This is a genomic window from Burkholderia sp. GbtcB21, from assembly GCF_019091065.1.
Lineage (GTDB): Bacteria > Pseudomonadota > Gammaproteobacteria > Burkholderiales > Burkholderiaceae > Burkholderia > Burkholderia pyrrocinia_C.
In genome coordinates this window covers 531,335-549,652 of the sequence record NZ_JAGXKA010000001.1, presented here as the reverse complement: position 1 = coordinate 549,652, position 18,318 = coordinate 531,335, and the positions used below count along the sequence as shown (strand labels likewise).

Sequence of the window (18,318 nt, the reverse complement as noted above, 5' to 3'; positions counted from 1 at the left end):
GTCAACCTTTTTGTCAGGTGTTATTTTGAGAAACGGAACCGGGGCGATGAGCGATCGCCGGCCGCCTGAAAAAAACAAACCGCGCGCACGCCATGTCGGCATGCGCGCGGCTGCGTCGAAGCAGGATGCCGCTTACCGGTTGGCTGCCGCGACGGCGGTCCCTGCGTCGAGAATGCCCGAGCCCGCCGGCATCGCGGTGCACGACGTGCCGGCCGCCAGCTTCGCCACGCGCGTGCCGCCTTGCAGCTTCTGCTGGATCTGCGCGGGCGTGAGGTTGCCGTTCACCGCGAGCATCAGCGCGGCGACACCCGTCACCTGCGGCGTCGCGAGGCTGGTGCCGCTCGCCGGGCCGTAGGTGTCGCCGCCCGGCGTCGTCGTGCCGCTGTTGGCCGTCGACAGGATGTTGACGCCCGGCGCGCTCAGTGTGATGTTGGCGCCGAAGTTGCTGAACGATGCGCGGCGGCCGGTCGCGTCGGTCGCGCCGACGCTGATCACGCCGCGGCAGTTCGCAGGCTGGTCGAGCCCGGTCGACAGGCCGTCGTTGCCGGCGGCGACGACGACAGTCACGCCCTTCGCGTTCACGTCGTCGATCGCCTGCTGGAACGTCGTGCTGCATGCGCCGACGCCGCCGAGGCTCAGGTTGATGATTTTCGCGGGCGTCGGGTTCGTCGGTACGCCGGTGACGGGAATGCCGGCCGCCCAGCGCATCGCGTCGGCGATGTCGCTCGTCACGCCGCCGCACTTGCCGAGCACGCGGACCGGCAGGATCCGGCCGAGCCATGACACGCCGGCGATGCCGATGCCGTTGTTGGCGGTCGCGCCGATCACGCCCATCACGCGCGTGCCGTGCCAGCTGCTGGCGCTCGGTTCGCTCGCGCAGTGGTAGTACGGGCCGCTCGTGTTGTCGAGTTCCTGCTGCGTGACCCAGTCGCCCGGGTCGGTCGCGTCGGGGCCGCGCGACAGGCCGTTGTTGCTGGTGTTGACGTTGGTGATGAAGCTGTAGCCGGGCAGCAGGTTGCCGACGAGGTCGGGGTGCGGCCGATAGCCGGTGTCGAGCACGGCCGTGACGACGGTCGGCGAACCCTTGGTCGTGTTCCATGCTGGCGGCAGGTCGACGCCGGCGGTCGGGTCGGACAGATACCACTGCTGGCTGTAGCTGGGGTCGCTCGGCGTGTCGCGGACCTTCATCGGGTGATCCGGTTCCGCGTAGTCGACGTCGGCGTCGGCGGCGAATGTCTGCGCGAGCGCCGTCGCGTCGGCGGCCGCGACACGCTGGCCGAGCGACAGCACGGCCGCGCCGTTCGAGATCGTCCGCTCGACCTGCACGGTCAGCGGCGTCTGCGTCGTCGAGGCCGCATACGCACGTGCGGCGCCGGTCGCCGTCGGTGCCGTCCAGCGCGTCATCGAACGCTGGATCACCGCATCGAGCCGCGTGCCGTCGTCGATGGCCGCCATCGCACGCGTGGCCGTCAGCGTCTTCAGCTTGACGATCAGATGGTCGACCGGCGGCTCGTCGGGCGTGGTCTGGGCGGCCATCTGCACGGCCGCCTGCTGGGACGTGCAGGCGTTGCTGCCGGACGTGGTGGGCGGGGTCGTCGGGGCGGGCGCGGGGGCGGGCGTCGGGGCGGGGGCCGGTGCTGCGTTGGTCGGCGACGGGTTGCTGCCGTCGCCGCCTCCGCCGCCGCAGCCGGCGAGGGGCAGGAGGGCGGCGGCAGACAACATGCCGGCGAGCATGCGCGCATGAGCGGAACTGGCCAGCGCGAAATTGAAACGTTTGGCTTTCATGTTGAAAGTCGATCCTCGTATAGAACCGTCGTGCCGGCGGTGTGCCCGGTCCGGCAAAACCGGACCTTGTCGTTTTTTGTCTGGTGGTCGCGGCGGGGTTGCTGCGACGCGCCATGCACTGGGTAACGGCCGCTGTGGCGGCTTCTTGAGTATGTTTTGTGTGAAAAAAGAGCAAGACGCAAACGATTACGTTGCGGCATCGCAGCACGAACACGCGTTTGGAACGGGTGGCACAGAAGGTGGGGTCGAGCCCGCAAGCGGCCGGTCGGGCGAAACGCGCAGGCGCGGGCGTTTTTGCGCGCCACGGCAAACGGCAGCCCGCGGCGTAGCCCTAGCGGAGGGCGCCTGACGCTTTCCCTGATACGGTGCGAATTTTGTCGGGCGTACGATCGCGATTCGATCAACGTTTCGTCAGGAGAAAAGCATGGATCGCCGCTTCCGTTGGCTGGCTGTCGCGCTGTCCTGTGCGCTGGCGGGCGCCGCGCATGCGCAGGCTCTCACCGGTACGCTGAAGAAGATCAAGGACACGGGCGTCGTGTCGCTGGGCATTCGCGAATCGTCGGTGCCGTTCTCGTATTCGGACAACCAGCAGAAGAACATCGGCTACTCGCGGGACATCGCGTCGCGCATCATCGACCAGTTGAAGACCGAACTGAACCTGCCGAACCTCACGGTGAAGGAGATTCCGATCACGTCGCAGAACCGGATTCCGCTGCTGCAGAACGGGACGATCGATTTCGAATGCGGATCGACGACGAACACGCTCGAGCGGCAGAAACAGGCTGCGTTCTCGAACAGCATCTTTCTGTACGGCATCCGCTTCAGCACGCGCAAGGATTCGGGCGTGAAGGATTTCTCGGACCTGGCCGGCAAGACGGTCGCGACGACGGCCGGCACGTCGGACGAGCGCCTGCTGCGCAAGCTCAACGAAGAGAAGGCGATGAACATGACGATCATCAGCGCAAAGGATCACGCCGAAGCGTTCATGAACGTCACGACCGGGCGCGCGGTGGCGTTCGTGATGGACGAACCGCTGCTGTACGGCGAGATCGCGAAGGACCGCAACCCGGGCGCGTACGCGGTGACGGGCACGCCGCTCGTCCACGAAAACTACGCATGCATGATGCGCAGGGACGATCCGCCGTTCAAGCATGTGGTCGATGGCGTGATCGCGAAGATGCAGACGTCGGGCGCGGCCGAGAAGCTCTACAACCAGTGGTTCACGCAGCCGATTCCGCCGAAGGGCGTGAGCCTCGACTATCCGCTGTCGGCGGAGATGAAGCAGTTGTTCAGGAATCCGACTGACCAGGCGCAGTATTGATCCGAATGCGGTGCCGCAATGAAAACCCGCCGGCGCTGCCGGCGGAGTTGACGGCAGGGGCGAGCGGGGCGCGACATACGTGCGGCGTTGATTGACGCCCCGCGTGCGGCGGTGCGTCGCCGCGGTAGCGGAACATGCCCGCGGCCGGGCCGCCCCAATGACGGGAGCGGGCCCGGCTAGCGCATTTCCCCGCGTGCTGCAATCGGCTTTCAACCTCGCCCGCGCCAGGGGAATACGGTCGCTCGACGCAACAACGGGCACAATACGCAATTCGCTACGATCGTACGCATGTTCGCAATTCGAACATGTGCGGCCGCGTCGCCGCCGCCCGAATCCTTCCCAGTCGTCATGAACGCCACGCTCACTTCCGCGCGCGAGTCGAATTCGCCGCGCTTCCTGCTGTTCCTGATCTGCCTGTTCGCGTCCGCGGGCCAGCTTGCGATCGATATCTACGTGCCCGCGCTGCCCGACATGGCGCGTTCGTTCGCGACGACACCGCAGGCGATCCAGTCGAGCGTGTCCGGCTACATGGCGGCCTACGCGCTCGGCCAGCTCATCTTCGGCCCGATCGCCGATGCGTATGGGCGCAAGCGCGTGCTCGCGTTCGGGCTCGTGATCTACACGATCGGCTGCCTGCTGTCGCTCGGCGCGCAGAACCTGGAGACGTTCGTGCTGGCGCGTTGCCTGCAGGGTTTCGGGATCGCGACCACCAACCTGCTCGCGAAGGCGATCATCACCGATTCGTTCTCCGGCCAGGCGCTGATGCATGCGTTCACGTACATGTCGATCGCGTGGGGGCTCGCGCCGATCGTCGCGCCGGTGATCGGTGCGCACCTTCAGGAATGGTTCGGCTGGCGCGCCTGCCTCGTGTTCCTGCTCGTCTATTCGCTGGTGATGTGGGCGCTGCTGTGGCGCTATCGAGAGACCTTGCCGAAACCGGTGCATCTCGAGCCGCGCACGCTGATGGCGAACGCGGGCAAGGTGCTGGCGAGCCCGGTGTTCCAGAGCTGCTTCCTCGCGCAGGGGCTGTGCTACAGCATCCTGCTCGTGTTCAACATCGTCGGGCCGTTCATGGTGCAGACCACGCTGCACAAGCCGCCGACCTTCTTCGGCTATCTCGCGCTCGGCATCGGCCTGATGTATTTCCTCGGCGGGCTGTCGAACCGGATTCACGGGCGCGGGCTGCCGAGCGCCGAGCAACGGCTGCGCATCGGTGCACGCGTGATGGCGGGTGCGTCGGTCGCGATGCTGGTGCTGGCGCTGACCGTCGGCCTGCGCGTGTGGACGCTCGCGACGCCGGTGCTCGTGATGGGTTTCTGCGCGGGCGCGATGTATCCGACGCTGATGGCCAAGGGCAATTCGCTGTTTCCGCATATCGCGGGGCTGACGAGCGCGATCCTCGGGTGCGCGCTGCTGCTCGTGTCGTCCGCGATGATGGGGCTGGCCGGGTTCGTGTCGATCCACGTGCTGACGCCGCTTGCGGTGTTTTTCGTCGCGCTGTCGTTCATCGTCGTATGGATGGTGACGAAGCTGCTGCGGTACCTGACGCAGCAGCAGGCCGCGACCGTCGTGTGCGGGAGTGGGGAGGCGGCGTAGGCGTTTCGTTTCGTTGATCGATCGCGAGCGATGGCGACGGGGGAGAACAGCCTCGCTTGCCGGACCGCTTGCGCAACACACCGCATCCGACCGAATCATGAGCCTGATCCTGCTGAACCGTGTCGCCCGATCCGACGCCGCCGACTTGATCGCTGCCAACCGCGCGAGCCGGAGCCACCATCTGCCGTGGGTCGACTCGTTCACCGATCAAGCAGGATTCGACCAATGGTTCGCCCGCTGTCTGACGGGGCCGAATATCGGCCTCGTCGCGCGGGAGCGGGCGTCCGGGGCGGTGGTCGGTGTGGTGAACCTCAACGAGATCGTCGGCGGCGTGTTTCAGAGCGCGTATCTCGGGTACTACGGGATGGCGGATTTCAGCCGCAAGGGGCTGATGACGGACGCGTTGCGCGCGACGATCGGCATCGCGTTCGGTGAACTCGGGCTGCATCGGCTCGAAGCGAACATCCAGCCCGGCAACCACGCGTCGATCGCGCTGGTTCGGCGGCTCGGTTTCCGGAAAGAGGGGTTTTCGCCGCGCTATCTGCGCATCGGCGGCGAATGGCGCGACCACGAACGGTGGGCGCTGCTGGCCGACGACGAGAACGAAGCAGGTGCCTGACGTTCGGTTCCTTGCGCGCCGCAGGCCGCCTACAGCGGATGCGCGGCGCCGGCCTGCGTCAAAAGCGAAACGGCAACCGGATCCGGCAATCCATTCGAATCGATCGCGCCCGCTTTTGCCAGCGCACCGAGATCGCTGTCGACGCCCGGTTGCCCGACCACGAACGACGTCGTCAGGAACGCCGGCGTCGTGAGCGTGATCGCATAGCGCTGCTGCAGGTTCGTCACGACGGCCGATTGCGCGGCCTGCACGGCATTCGGGCTGCCCATCACCTGCTGGAAGTGCAGATTGCCCTGGAAATTGCCGATCAACCCGGCCGTATTCGTGCCGAGCTGTGCCGCGAGATAGACCAGCATCAGTTCGGTCTCGGGCGTCGTGTTGAAGGTGCCGCCCGCGTATGCGAGCGAATGCAGGCTCGTGCCGCCCGATGTCACGGTGATGACGCACGGCAGCGCGGCGTTGACCGTCACACGGTAGTTGCCGCCGCTGTCCGTCAGCGTCGTCGCGGAGCCTGCCGCGCAACTGACCGCCACCGGCGCGCTCGCGAGCGCGTTGCCCGTGGCGGCCGTGCCGGACAGCGAGACGGTTTGCGTGTTGTTGTTGTTGAAGCAGACATCCACGCCGAAGCAGGCGTCGCCGTTGCAGGCCTGGAGCGTCGCGAGCGTTGCGACGCAGAGTGTGCGCAGCGCGGGGCGGGTGAAGCGCGTATGGCGAATGTTCATGGTCGCGTGCAATCGGGAGAATGGGGCAACCGGTGGGCGTCGGGAATACGGCGGCGCTGCTCATATTCTAGGTTCCCGATTCGCCGGCTGCTCGCCCGTTTGCCCGTCCAGCCGGAAACCTTTCAGTTTCCTTCGTAATGGCCTATGTCGCGCGACGACTGAAAACGACGAGAGCGCGCCGCTCCCGAGGGGGCGGGCGTGAAGTTCAGCGGCGCGAGCCTTGCGGCAACGCGGCCGGCCTGTGAGCAGCCGGCTCACGCGCTCAAGGCTTGCGCGCAGCCGTCTTCGCGAACGCGCCGCGCACCTCGAAGCTGATCGCATCCGCGACGTTGCCGCGCGCATCGACGAGTTCGAGCCGGTGCCGGCCCGGCCACGGCATCCACGCGACGCGGTCGGCATGCCCGATCACCTTGTCGTCGAGCCGCCACGCGAACCGCGCGGCGCGCCCGGCCGAGCGTTCGAACCAGATCCGTTGATTCTTCGGCGGAATGTCCGGGTCGATCGCGAAGATCGTGCCGTCGGTCGGCGCGCCGATCGTCAGCGGCGCGCGCGCACCGTCCTTGCCCGGCGTGACGGGCGCGGCGAGCCGGATCGTGTCGACCGCCGTTCCCGCGATGAACCACTCGCTGCGTGCAGGTTCGATGTCGCGCTCGAACGTGATGCGGCGCGTCTCGACGCCGGCCGGCGCGCGCGGCGCGCGGCTCGGCAGGTCGCGGTGCAGGTAGCCGACGACGGCCGACCACACGGGCGACGCGCCCGTGACACCCGACACGTCCCACATCGGCGAGCCGTCCGCATTGCCGACCCACACGCCGACCGTATAGCGCGACGTGAAGCCTACCGTCCAGTTGTCGCGCATGTCCTTGCTCGTACCGGTCTTGACCGCCGAGAAGAAGCGCGTCGCGAGCGGGTTGTCGAAGCCGAACGTGCGTACGCGCGCATTGTTGTCGGAGAGGATGTCGGTAACGACGAAGCTGGCCGCCTCGCTGAACACGCGCGTGCCGCCGTCCGCATGCGCGGGCGCCGACGCGCCGGACGCCGGCGCAGGCAGGTCGACGACCTTGCGCGCGACGCCGCCGTTCGCGAGCGCGCGATACGCGTTGGTCAGCGACAGCAGCGTGACGTCGGCACTCCCGAGCGCGAGGCTGAAACCGTAGTAGTCGCCTTCCTGCGCGAGCGGCAGGCCGAGCGCGGTCAGCGTGCGCGCGAAGCGGTGCGGCGTGACGAGCACGAGCGTGCGCACGGCCGGCACGTTCAGCGAGCCGCCGAGCGCGCTGCGCACGCTTACCCAGCCCTTGAAATCCTTGTCGTAGTTCTGCGGAATGTACAGGCCGCCGCCGGTGGCGAGGTTGATCGGCGCGTCGTCGAGCAGCGACGCGGCGGTCAGCCGTTTTTCGTCGATTGCCTGCGCATAAAGGAACGGCTTGAGCGTCGAGCCGGCCTGGCGCGGTGCGAGCACGGCATCGACGTCGCGCGCGCTCGACAACGCGCCCGACGATCCGACCCACGCGCGAATCTCGCCGGTCGCGTTGTCGATCACGACGACCGCACCGTCCTGTACGTTGCGCCGGTGCGCGGGCGCATTGAGTTCGGTCAGCGCGCGCATCAGCGTGTCGCGCGCGAAGCGCTGCAGCGGTGCATCGAGCGTCGTGCGGACCTGCGCGCCGGCTGCCGGCCTGACCTCGGCCGCGATGCGCCGCGCGAAGTGCGGGGCGAGGGCGGCGCCGTCATCGCGTATGGCGTTGGCCGGGCGCGCGGTGACGAGCTGCACGTAGCCGTCGAGCGACGCGCACGCCTGCTCGGCATGCATGTCGCGCAGGATCCGGCATGCGCGCTCGGCGACCTTCGCGGGCGTCGCGTTGGGTGCGCGCACGAGTGCGGCCGCGATCGCGGCCTCGCGCGCGTCGAGGCCCGACGGCGCCTTGCCGAACAGTACCTGCGACAGTGCGCCGAGCCCGACCGTCTCGCCGCGGAACGGCACGAGATTCAGGTACGCCTCGAGGATCTGGTCCTTGCGCCAGCCGCGTTCGAGCAGCAGCGCGTTCATCGCCTGCGTGGCCTTCTGCGGCAGCGAGCGCTGGCCCGAGCGGCGCGGCGAATCGCTGAGCAGCCCGGCGAGCTGCATCGTCACGGTCGACGCGCCGCGCGTGCGCTCGTTCCACAGGTTGCCCCACGCGGCGCCGGCGATCCCGCGCCAGTCGACGCCGCTGTGTTCGTAGAAGCGCTTGTCCTCGGAGACGACGATCGCCTCGCGGAACGCGGGCGATACGTCCGCGAGCGACACCCAGTCGCCGCGCCGTTCGGCGAGGTCGACGCGCGTGCGCTGCAGCGGCGTGCCGTCGCGCGCGAGCAGCACCCAGTCGGAACTGCGCCAGTTGCGGCGCACGTCGTCGTAGCTCGGCAGCGCATGCGCGACGAGCGGCGCGGCCAGCACGACGGCGACGAATATGCGGCCGGCAAAACGCGCCGGCCGCGGCAAAACCCGATCGATCATCACGCGCTCACTGCTTGGCCGCGTCGGCCGGCTTCACGGTCATCGGCGGGTTCGGCCACAGGCCGTACACGGACGGCGCGTACAGCGCCTCGACGCGCGTCGGCGGCAATCCGAACGTGCCGACGTTGTTCAGCCGCACCGTGTACTCGACCGAGAATTTGCCCTTCGGCAGATAGTCGTAGTACGCGCGGTAGCCGTCGAAATCGCGCTCGATGAACGCCGGCCACGCGCCGTCCGGAGTCTTCTCGCCCTGCGTTGCCGCTTCGGAATCGCGGCCGAGGCCCGAACCGAGGATCGTCGCGCCGGACGGGATCGGATCGTTGACGACGACCCACGTCATGTCGCTCTGCGCATCGATGTCGAGATGCACGCGCACGACGTCGCCGCGCGTCAGCACGCCCTTGACGGCGGGCGACACCGGCGTGACGGTCTTCGTGATCCGGTAGCCGGCCGCGAACGGCGAGCGCAGCGGCACGGCCGCGAGGCTCTCGACCGTCGCCCACGGGCGGCCCGTGCCTTCCTGCGTGACGGACAGCGTGGCCGGTGCCTGCGACGCGCGCGGCCACGGCATCAGCACGCTGCGCGCGGCGGCGGCGCGGGTCGCGGCGGTGGCCGATGCAGGCGTGTCGGCCGGGGCCGGCGCCTGCGACCACGAGATCGAGCGCTCGTTGCCGCCGAGCGCGACCTTCGTCGCGCCGGAGACGGGCGTGCTCTCGTAGGTGCGCGAGAAGCGCTCGACCGCGAGCAGCCCGAGCGCGTTCGACGTCGTCGTCTGCCACGCGCCCTGGCGCTGCAGCGCGAGCAGGCCGGCCGTGATGCGCGGCATCTCGTCCTTCCACGCCGGGTCGCCCGCGAATTCCATCGCGAGACGCGCGGCGTTGGTCTCGTTGCTCGTCATCAGCCACCACAGGTCGTCGTCGCGCGCGGTCGAGAACACGAGCTGCGTGCCCTGGTACGTGAGGCGCGCGCGCAGGATCTGTTCGACCTGCGCGCGTTTCTCGTCGCGCTGCGGGATGTCCTTCACGCGCGTCAGGATCGCGTGATAGTCGATCACCGCCGACGTCGGCCACTGGTTCGGCGCGATCTCGATCGAGCCGAGCATGCGGCCTTGCGCGGCACCATAGCGCGACAGCGCCTCGATCGCGGCGAGCTTGCGCAGGTCGCGATCCTGGCGCGGTGCCCACGCGTTGCGCTCGAGGCGGCCGTCGACGAAGCGCGCGAGCCCGGCTTCGAGCTGCGTGCGCAGGTCTTCCGGCAGCGCGAAGCGCGGGTCGGCACGGCTCGCCTCGTCGGACAGCACGAGCAGGTACGACGACAGCGTCGGGCTGCCGTGGTGCGAATCGTCGGACGACGGCGGGAAATAGCTCGCGAGCCCGTCGCTGTCGAGATAGACGGGCATGCGCGCGACCAGCGCCTGCCATTGCGCGGGGTCGCGCAGGCCGATCGCGCGCGACGCCTGCTGTTCGAGGCAGCGGTACGGATAGCGCTCGAACCAGCGGCGCACGCCGGGCAGCCCGTCGGCAAGCTTCGACTGCAGCGACACGGCGATGCCGCCGCGCGGCGCGCCCTGTGCGTTGCTGACGGCGCCGGCCGGTGCCGACACGGGCACCGTCAGCGTGCCGTCGACCTGCGCGAGCGTCGCCTGCTGCACGGTTACCGGCAGTGCAGGGACGACCTTCTGCGCGACCGCCAGCGCGTCGGACGCGCGCTTGCCGCCTTGCTCGGCCGCTTCGATGCGCCAGTTCAGCGCGCCGGCCGCGTCGAGCGCCTGCTCGGGCACGGTGATCGTCCACGCGACCTCGGTCGCCGTATTGGCCGCGAGCGACACGGTTTGCGGCGCGACGTCGAGGCCCGTCACGCGCGGCGTCACGACGACCTGCATCGCGCGGTCGGTCGTGTTGCGCAGCGTGACCTGCGCGCGGAACGCGTCGCCTTCGCGCACGAGCGGCGGCAGGCCGGAGATCAGCTGCAGATCCTGCGTGCTGCGGATCGACGTGCTGCCGGTGCCGAAACGGTCGGGGCCGACCGCCGCGATCGCGACGATCCTGAAGCGCGTGAGCGCGTCGTTCAGCGGCACCTCGACGCTCGCGCTGCCGTTCGCGTCGAGCGTCACGCGCGGGTTCCACAGCAGCAGCGTGTCGAACAGCTCGCGCGTCGGCGCGCTGCCGCCGCCGCCGCCGGCCGGCACGGCCTTGCGGCCGAAGTGGCGGCGGCCGACGATTTCCATCTGCGCGGTGGCCGTCTCGACGCCGTATGCCCGCCGCCGCAGCATCGCGTCGAGCAGGTCCCAGCTGTTGTTCGGCATCAGTTCGAGCAGCGCCTCGTCGACGGCCGCGACCGCGATCTGCGTGCCGGCCGGCGCGGGCTGGCCGTTCGGCAGCGTGACCTTCACGTGCGCCTGCGCCTTGCCGCGCACCGTGTAGCGCGTCGCGTCGGTCGTCACGGTCACGCCGAGACGGTGGACGCCCGTGCCGACCTTGATCTCGCCGAGGCCGTAGCGGAACGCGGGTTTCGACAAGTCGACGAACGCGGTCGGCGCTTCATAGTGGCGGCCTTCGCGCCAGAATGCGCGCGCCCATTCGACCGGCGCTTTCCAGCCCCACGTGAAGAACGAGTACCACGGCACTTCGCGAATCCGGCCGCGCAGCGCGAGCACCGACACGTAGACGTTCGGCCCCCACGATTCGCCGACCTTCAGGTCGACGGTCGGGTTCTTGCCGTTCAGCTCGACGACGTGCGTTTCCATCACGCCGCCGCGCTCGACCGCGACGAGCGCGGTCGCGTAGCGGAACGGCATGCGCACCTGGAAGCGGGCCGTTTCGCCCGGTTCGTACGAGGTCTTTTCCGGGATCACGTCGATCCGGTCGGTGTTGTCGCCGCCGAACCAGAGTTCGTCCTCGCGCGTGACCCACACCGACGTCGATGCGTTCGACGTGCGGCCGTCGCCGTCCTTCGCAACCGCGATCAGCTGCACGTTGCCGGCCTGTTCGAGCGTCGCGTCGCAGGCCATGCGGCCCTTGTCGTCGGTCTTGCCCGAGCACAGCACGCCGAGATCGCGCGTGTCGCTCTTGTTGTCGTACGCATAGAAGCCGCCGACCATCCGCTTGCGCGACGACGTCGTGATGTGCGCGACGCCCTTGATCTCGATCGGCACCGAGGTGCGCGGCTTGCCCTGCAGGTCGACCGCGAGCGCCTGCACGGGCACGCGCTGGCCGACCGACACCCAGCGGCCGGCCTTAATGCCGGCCACCACCGCGGCCGGCCACAGGATCGTGTCGCCGCGGATCGTCTGCACTTCGCCGTTCGGGTCGGAGAACGTCGCTTCGAGCGCGATGCGCTTCGGTGCGTCGACGTCGGGCAGGCCCTTGAGCGTGACCGAGCCCGCGCCGTTGCGGTCGAGCGTCAGCGGCAGCTTGTCGGCGATCAGCTTGGTCGCGTCGGGATCGTTGTTCGACGACGACGCGTTGTCGCCGTCCTGCGCATCGTCGTCGGCGTTGCCGTCGCTCTTGTCGGCGCGATACGGCGTGAAGCTGAAGTCTTCGAAGCGATCCGCGAACGGCGGAGACGCCCACTTCATCAGCGCCGACACCTGCACCGGCAGGTTCGATGCGCCGCCGCCCGACACGTAGTCGATCTGCACCGCGAGCGGCGCTTCCTTCACCGCGACGAGCGGGCTCTTCTGCGCGTCGCGCGCGCCGATCGATCCCTTCAGCACCGGCAGGCGGAACGCCTCGACGCGGAAGCTGCCGCTGTAGTAGGTGGCGGTCGGCGCATCTTCCGGGCCGGCTGCGAGTTCGACGCTGTATTCGCCGAGCTTCGCGGCCGGCGGCAGCGTGAACTGCGTGTCCGCGCTGTGATCGGCGGCCCACGTGAGCGGCAGCTTGTACGTCTGGCCCGTGCCGAGATGGCGGATCGTCACGCGCGTCGGGTATTGCGACGGGAACGCGAGGCTCTGCAGCGTCTCGGTACGGATGAAATGCTTCATCGACACGGTTTCGCCTGCGCGTAGCAGCGTGCGGTCGAACACTGTATGCGCGCGCACGGTCGGCGCGCTGTCGGTGTCGGTCGGCACGTTGAAGCGCCAGGATTCGATCCCGCGGTTCCAGCCCGAGCTGACGAACGCCATGTCGGGGCCCGTCTTCGGATCGGTGACGCGCGCCGACACGAAGTAGTCGTCGAAGCGCTCGGACGAGCGGCATTCGTGCTTCGGTTCGAACGGCCCGTCGATCTTCAGCAGGCCCTGCGCATCGGTCTTGCCCGCGGCGATTTCATCGCCGTTGCAGTCCGACACGCGGATCTGCGCGTTTGGCACGGGCTTGCCCTTGTCGAGCGTCGTGACCCACACGAGGTTGTTCTCGCGGCCCTGTTTCAGGTGCACGCCGAGGTTCGTGACGAGCACGGTGGTGCGCACGTACATGCTCGACGGCTTCGCGAGCAGCGAGCGGCCGAGCGCGGGCGACGCGAGTTCGAGCACGTAGAAGCCGGGCTTGTCGATCGGCACGCCGACGATCTCGAACGGGCGCAGCGTCTTCGGGTCGGCCTGCGGCAGCGTCAGCGCCTGCGCGCCGGGCTCGCCCTTGAGCAGCGACAGCGAGCGCACGTCGATGCGGCGATCCTTCGGCGCGGGCTGCTTTTCGCCGGCCTGGAGCGGCACGTAGACGGGGTGCTGGCCCTTGCGTTGGAGCAGGCCCGGAATCTGGCTGTCGATCGAGCCGGCCGTCATCGACCAGTTGTCGAAGCGGTCGACGGTGCGCATCCACTGGCGGATCGCGGTGTCGTTCTCGACCTTCAGGTTCGCGAACTGCGCGCCGCCCGCGTTGAGGCCGGCGATATGCAGGTCGGCCTCGACGTTGCGCAGCGTGACGGGCACGAGCGCCGGCGTATCGGGTTCGGCGAAGCGCTCGACGATCCCGAAGGTGCCCGACGAGAATTTCGCGAGCGGCGGCATCGGCGCGGTGCGCGTCGCCAGCGGGAACAGGTCGGCGTTGGACAGCGAGCGGTCGGTCACGTCGCGCAGGCCCGACGGCAGTTCGATCGTCAGCGCAGCCTGCGCGGGCAAGGGCGGGTTGAACGTGACGGTCGTCACTTCCTCGCTGCGGTCGTCGGCCGCGAAGGTCGGCGACAGCGAACCGTCGGAGCCGCGCAGCCTGATCGCCTCGGCGTTCTTGCGCGAGATCGGCGCGTTGAACGACAGCGTGAGCGGGCGCAGCGGCGTGCAGGGCGCCTTCGCGTTCTCGCGTTCGCACGAGAAGCTCGCGGCGAACGGCGCGCGTACGGTGAAATCGAAGCGTCGTTCGGTCTCGTTCGCGATGCCGCTCGGGCTCGCGACGCCCTTGCCGTACACGAGCTGCATCTTGGCGCTCGCCGGCAGCGCCTGCGAGCAAGACAGCGTCAATACGCGCGCGGCGTCCTTCTTCAGCCCGAAATGGTCGAGCAGTGCGTTGCGCGTATCGTCGTCGGCGGCCGTGACGGGAATGCGGTTGCCGATGCCGGCCGCTTCGCACCAGATGTTCGCGAGCGCCGAGCGCGGTTCGGCCGGGCCGTTCAGCTTCATCACGAAGACCTGCCGTTCCTCGATCTCGCGCGAGCCGGGGCGCACGTTCACCGGGAACGGGCCGCCCGTCTGGAACGTGAAGCGGCGCGGGCCGCTGGCCGCATTGCCGGCGACCGAGCGCAGCGTGTCGTTGAGCGCGACCGAGCAGCGCACGCCGGGCGGCAGGTCGTTTTCGAAATCGTAAACCCAGGTCTTGTCGTCGAGCCAGTGACCCTGGCCACGCGCGGCGGTCGAGTCGTTGCAGGTCACGCGCGCGGGATTCGGCGCGGATGCCGAGCCGAACGCGACCATCGGTTCGTCGAACTTGACGACGGTCTGCCGGACTTCGGTGACGGTGCCTTGCGGCGACACGCTCACCGTGCGCGCCGCGAGCGCATGCAGCGACAGGGCCACGGCACCGCCGAGCGCCGCGACGGCGCCGATGCGCCAGACGAGCCGAGTGGTGTGGTTGGTTCGATTCGCTTTGTTCTGTTTGTCGTACTGCTTCATCGCTCGATGCCCTCGGAGGGAAGCTTTCTGTTTGATTGCGGCGTAAGGATACAATGGCCGGATGCAACGATTCCAGGCTTTCATGTTCGAACTGATGCCGACCGACGAGCAGCGGCGCGATATGTGCTGCTACGCTGGTTCATGTCGGTTCGTCTACAACAAGGCTCTGGCGCTGCAAAAAGAGAACTATGAAGCAGGCGGCAAGTTTATCGGCTATGTGGCGATGGCCAAACGTCTCACGGAATGGCGCAATGATCTGGAAACAGGCTGGCTGAAGGATGCTCCAGTTCATGCTTTGCAACATTCGCTTAGAAACTTAGAGCAAGCGTACAAAAATTTTTTCGCCAAACGATCGGCGTTCCCATGCTTCAAGAAAAAGGGGAGTCGGGACAGCTTCCGCTACCCGGATCGCAAACAGATCAAGCTGGACCAGGTCAACAGTCGTATCTTTTTGCCGAAGCTGGGCTGGGTTCGATACCGCAACAGTCGAGATGTACTGGGCGAGCTGCGACACGTCACGGTATCCCTTAGGGCGGGAAGATGGTTTGTTTCGGTTCAAACCGAGTGCCGAGTTGAGAATCCGGTGCCACAGGCCACCAGTGCCATTGGGGTCGACGTTGGCGTTACTCGATTCGCCACATTCAGTGACGGCACGTTTGTTCCCCCTGTCAATAGCTTTCGACGCCATGAGGCTCAATTACGACGTGCTCAACAGTCTTTGAGCCGCAAAACGAAGTACAGCAACAACTGGAAGAAGGCGAAAGCCAAAATTCAGCGCCTCCATTTCCGCATAGGCAATGTTCGCCGCGACTTTCTGCACAAGGTTACGACCACAATCAGCCAGAACCACGCGATGGTGTGTGTCGAGGACTTGCGGGTGCAGAACATGTCGGGATCCGCGGCAGGCAGTATCACAAGACCAGGCAGGAATGTCAGGGGCAAGGCTGGTCTAAACAAATCCATTCTTGATCAAGGATGGTTCGAGTTCCGCCGTCAATTGGAGTACAAGCTGACGTGGAGCGGGGGTTGGCTTGTCGCCGTACAACCACGGAACACGAGCCGGACATGTCCGCGTTGTGGTTATATTTCGCGGGACAGCCGAGTGACCCAAGCGCGGTTTGTTTGTGTCGATTGTCGTTTCGAGGAGCACGCCGACGTGGTCGGTGCACTCAATGTGCTGGCGCGGGGGCACCGCGTTGCAGCCTGTGGAGAGAGGGTGCAGTTGGGCCGCTCTGTGAAGCAGGAACCCACCGAAGTGGCTGTACGGCTCATCGTATAGCACCGTAGGAATCTCATGCCCGGCTACGTAGCACAGGCTGGCCGAGGGAAGGGAGGATGCCAATGCACGCGATTCTAACCGACGGTCATGCGCACACATCGTCGCGCGCGGTCGCAGTGTGTCGCCGGCATGCGACACCGGTGCGTCCGCCGCAGATTTGTCGCGCCGACGACACAAAAATGCAGCGAAATGTCGATTGTCTCGGATTGCGGAACATTTAATGGACTATAAAAAGATTGTTCGATCCGATTTGTGCGCGTACATTTCAGGTCCGCGCCGAAGTTTGAGAAATATCAAGCGTGGTTTTCCCGAATCCGGCGTTCGAGAGAAGGAAACATGCACAACGACAACACCCCCCACTCGCGTCGCGACGGCGACGCAGCAACCGGCATCACGCGGCGTCAATGGCTGCAGGGCGCACTGGCGCTGACGGCGGCGGGCCTCACGGGCTCGCTGGCGTTGCGGGCCCTGGCCGATGCACCCGGCACCGCGCCGCTCGATACGTTCATGACGCTCTCCGAAGCATTGACCGGCAAGAAGGGGCTGAGCCGCGTGCTCGGCCAGCGCTTCCTGCAGGCGTTGCAGCAGGGCTCGTTCAAGACGGCCGACAGCCTGCCGCAACTCGCCGGCGCACTCGCGTCCGGCTCGCTGAATCCCGATCAGGAAGCGCTCGCGCTGAAGATTCTTGAAGCGTGGTATCTCGGCATCGTCGACAACGTCGTGATTACCTACGAAGAAGCATTAATGTTCAGCGTCGTATCCGATACGCTCGTGATCCCTTCGTATTGCCCCAACAAACCCGGCTTCTGGGCCGAAAAACCGATCGAGAGGCAAGCCTGATGGCCGATACCGATACGCAAAAGGCCGACGTCGTCGTCGTCGGATCGGGTGTCGCAGGCGCGATCGTGGCGCACCAGCTCGCGATGGCGGGCAAGTCGGTGATCCTGCTGGAAGCCGGCCCGCGCATGCCGCGCTGGGAAATCGTCGAGCGCTTTCGGAATCAGACCGACAAGACCGATTTCATGGCGCCGTACCCGTCGAGCCCGTGGGCCCCGCATCCGGAATACGGCCCGCCGAACGACTACCTGGTCCTGAAGGGCGAGCACAAGTTCAACTCGCAGTACATCCGCGCGGTGGGCGGCACGACGTGGCACTGGGCCGCGTCCGCGTGGCGCTTCATCCCGAACGACTTCAAGATGAAGACCGTGTACGGCGTCGGCCGCGACTGGCCGATCCAGTACGACGACCTCGAGCATTATTACCAGCGCGCCGAGGAAGAGCTCGGCGTGTGGGGCCCGGGCCCCGAGGAAGACCTGTACTCGCCGCGCAGGCAGCCGTACCCGATGCCGCCGCTGCCGTTGTCGTTCAACGAGCAGACGATCAAGAGCGCGCTCAACGGCTACGACCCGAAGTTCCACGTGGTGACCGAGCCGGTCGCGCGCAACAGCCGCCCGTACGACGGCCGGCCAACCTGTTGCGGGAACAACAACTGCATGCCGATCTGCCCGATCGGCGCGATGTACAACGGGATCGTGCACGTCGAGAAGGCCGAGCAGGCCGGTGCGAAGCTGATCGAGAACGCGGTCGTCTACAAGCTGGAAACCGGCCCGAACAAGCGCATCGTCGCGGCGATCTACAAGGACAAGTCCGGCGCCGACCATCGCGTCGAAGGCAAGTACTTCGTGGTTGCGGCGAACGGCATCGAGACGCCGAAGATCCTGCTGATGTCGGCGAACCGCGATTTCCCGAACGGCGTGGCGAACAGCTCCGACATGGTCGGCCGCAACCTGATGGACCACCCGGGCACCGGCGTGTCGTTCTACGCGAACGAGAAGCTGTGGCCGGGCCGCGGCCCGCAGGAAATGACGTCGCTGATCGGTTTCCGCGACGGCCCGTTCCGCGCGACCGAAGCCGCGAAGAAGATCCACCTGTCGAACATGTCGCGCATCAACCAGGAGACGCAGAAGATCTTCAAGGGCGGCAAGCTGATGAAGCCCGAGGAGCTCGACGCGCAGATCCGCGACCGTTCCGCGCGCTACGTGCAGTTCGACTGCTTCCATGAAATCCTGCCGCAACCCGAGAACCGCATCGTGCCGAGCAAGACGGCCACCGACGCGATCGGCATCCCGCGCCCCGAGATCACGTATGCGATCGACGACTATGTGAAGCGCGGCGCCGTGCACACGCGCGAGGTCTATGCGACGGCCGCGAAGGTGCTGGGCGGCACCGAAGTCGTCTTCAACGACGAGTTCGCGCCGAACAACCACATCACGGGCGCGACGATCATGGGCGCGGATGCGCGCGACTCGGTCGTCGACAAGGACTGCCGCACGTTCGACCATCCGAACCTGTTCATCTCGAGCAGCTCGACGATGCCGACCGTCGGTACGGTAAACGTGACGCTGACGATCGCGGCGCTCGCGCTGCGGATGTCGGACACGCTGAAGAAGGAAGTCTGA

Annotated in this window: 10 protein-coding genes; 6 read left to right on the top strand and 4 right to left on the bottom strand. The window is 67.2% G+C overall.

From position 1 onward, the window contains the following. Positions 1-132: 132 nt before the first annotated feature. Positions 133-1,785 carry a S8 family peptidase gene (locus tag KVT39_RS02355; RefSeq protein ID WP_217587655.1) on the bottom strand — a complete coding sequence of 551 codons (1,653 nt, stop codon included), beginning with the start codon at positions 1,783-1,785 and terminating at the stop codon, positions 133-135. A gap of 424 nt (positions 1,786-2,209) precedes the next feature. Here KVT39_RS02355 and KVT39_RS02350 point away from each other — a divergent pair, with 424 nt between their 5' ends. From KVT39_RS02350 to KVT39_RS02340, 3 genes are all read left to right on the top strand, one after another. Further along, positions 2,210-3,106 (top strand): glutamate/aspartate ABC transporter substrate-binding protein, encoded by an 897-nt coding sequence (locus KVT39_RS02350; protein WP_105392394.1) that lies wholly within the window; start codon positions 2,210-2,212, stop codon positions 3,104-3,106. A gap of 348 nt (positions 3,107-3,454) precedes the next feature. After that, entirely contained in the window at positions 3,455-4,702 is a 1,248-nt protein-coding gene (locus KVT39_RS02345) for a multidrug effflux MFS transporter (RefSeq protein WP_217587653.1), read from the top strand. Positions 4,703-4,799: 97 nt separating this feature from the next. Beyond that, the gene (locus KVT39_RS02340) at positions 4,800-5,321 is read left to right on the top strand and encodes a GNAT family N-acetyltransferase (RefSeq protein ID WP_131949535.1); all 522 of its coding nucleotides are present in this window, start codon (positions 4,800-4,802) and stop codon (positions 5,319-5,321) included. 29 nt (positions 5,322-5,350) lie between these two features. Here the strand turns inward: KVT39_RS02340 and KVT39_RS02335 are convergent, their stop codons facing one another. The 3 genes from KVT39_RS02335 to KVT39_RS02325 all read right to left on the bottom strand — a co-directional run bounded on the left by KVT39_RS02335 (position 5,351) and on the right by KVT39_RS02325 (position 14,580). After that, positions 5,351-6,043, bottom strand: coding sequence for a hypothetical protein (locus KVT39_RS02335; protein ID WP_217587651.1), 693 nt, complete (start codon positions 6,041-6,043; stop codon positions 5,351-5,353). 262 nt (positions 6,044-6,305) lie between these two features. Next, entirely contained in the window at positions 6,306-8,537 is a 2,232-nt protein-coding gene (gene pbpC, locus KVT39_RS02330) for a penicillin-binding protein 1C (RefSeq protein WP_217587649.1), read from the bottom strand. Between the two features lie 7 nt (positions 8,538-8,544). Next, complete coding sequence (locus KVT39_RS02325) at positions 8,545-14,580, bottom strand: alpha-2-macroglobulin (RefSeq protein WP_217587647.1); 6,036 nt, start codon at positions 14,578-14,580, stop codon at positions 8,545-8,547. Between the two features lie 61 nt (positions 14,581-14,641). Here KVT39_RS02325 and KVT39_RS02320 point away from each other — a divergent pair, with 61 nt between their 5' ends. The 3 genes from KVT39_RS02320 to KVT39_RS02310 all read left to right on the top strand — a co-directional run bounded on the left by KVT39_RS02320 (position 14,642) and on the right by KVT39_RS02310 (position 18,318). Continuing rightward, entirely contained in the window at positions 14,642-15,859 is a 1,218-nt protein-coding gene (locus KVT39_RS02320) for an RNA-guided endonuclease TnpB family protein (protein ID WP_081938400.1), read from the top strand. A 336-nt stretch (positions 15,860-16,195) separates the two neighbouring features. Continuing rightward, entirely contained in the window at positions 16,196-16,699 is a 504-nt protein-coding gene (locus KVT39_RS02315; RefSeq protein ID WP_105392389.1) for a sugar dehydrogenase complex small subunit, read from the top strand. Next, positions 16,699-18,318: a GMC family oxidoreductase gene (locus KVT39_RS02310; protein WP_034180249.1), complete on the top strand. Its 1,620-nt coding sequence runs from the start codon at positions 16,699-16,701 to the stop codon at positions 18,316-18,318. The genes KVT39_RS02315 and KVT39_RS02310 overlap by 1 nt, the downstream gene beginning before the upstream one ends.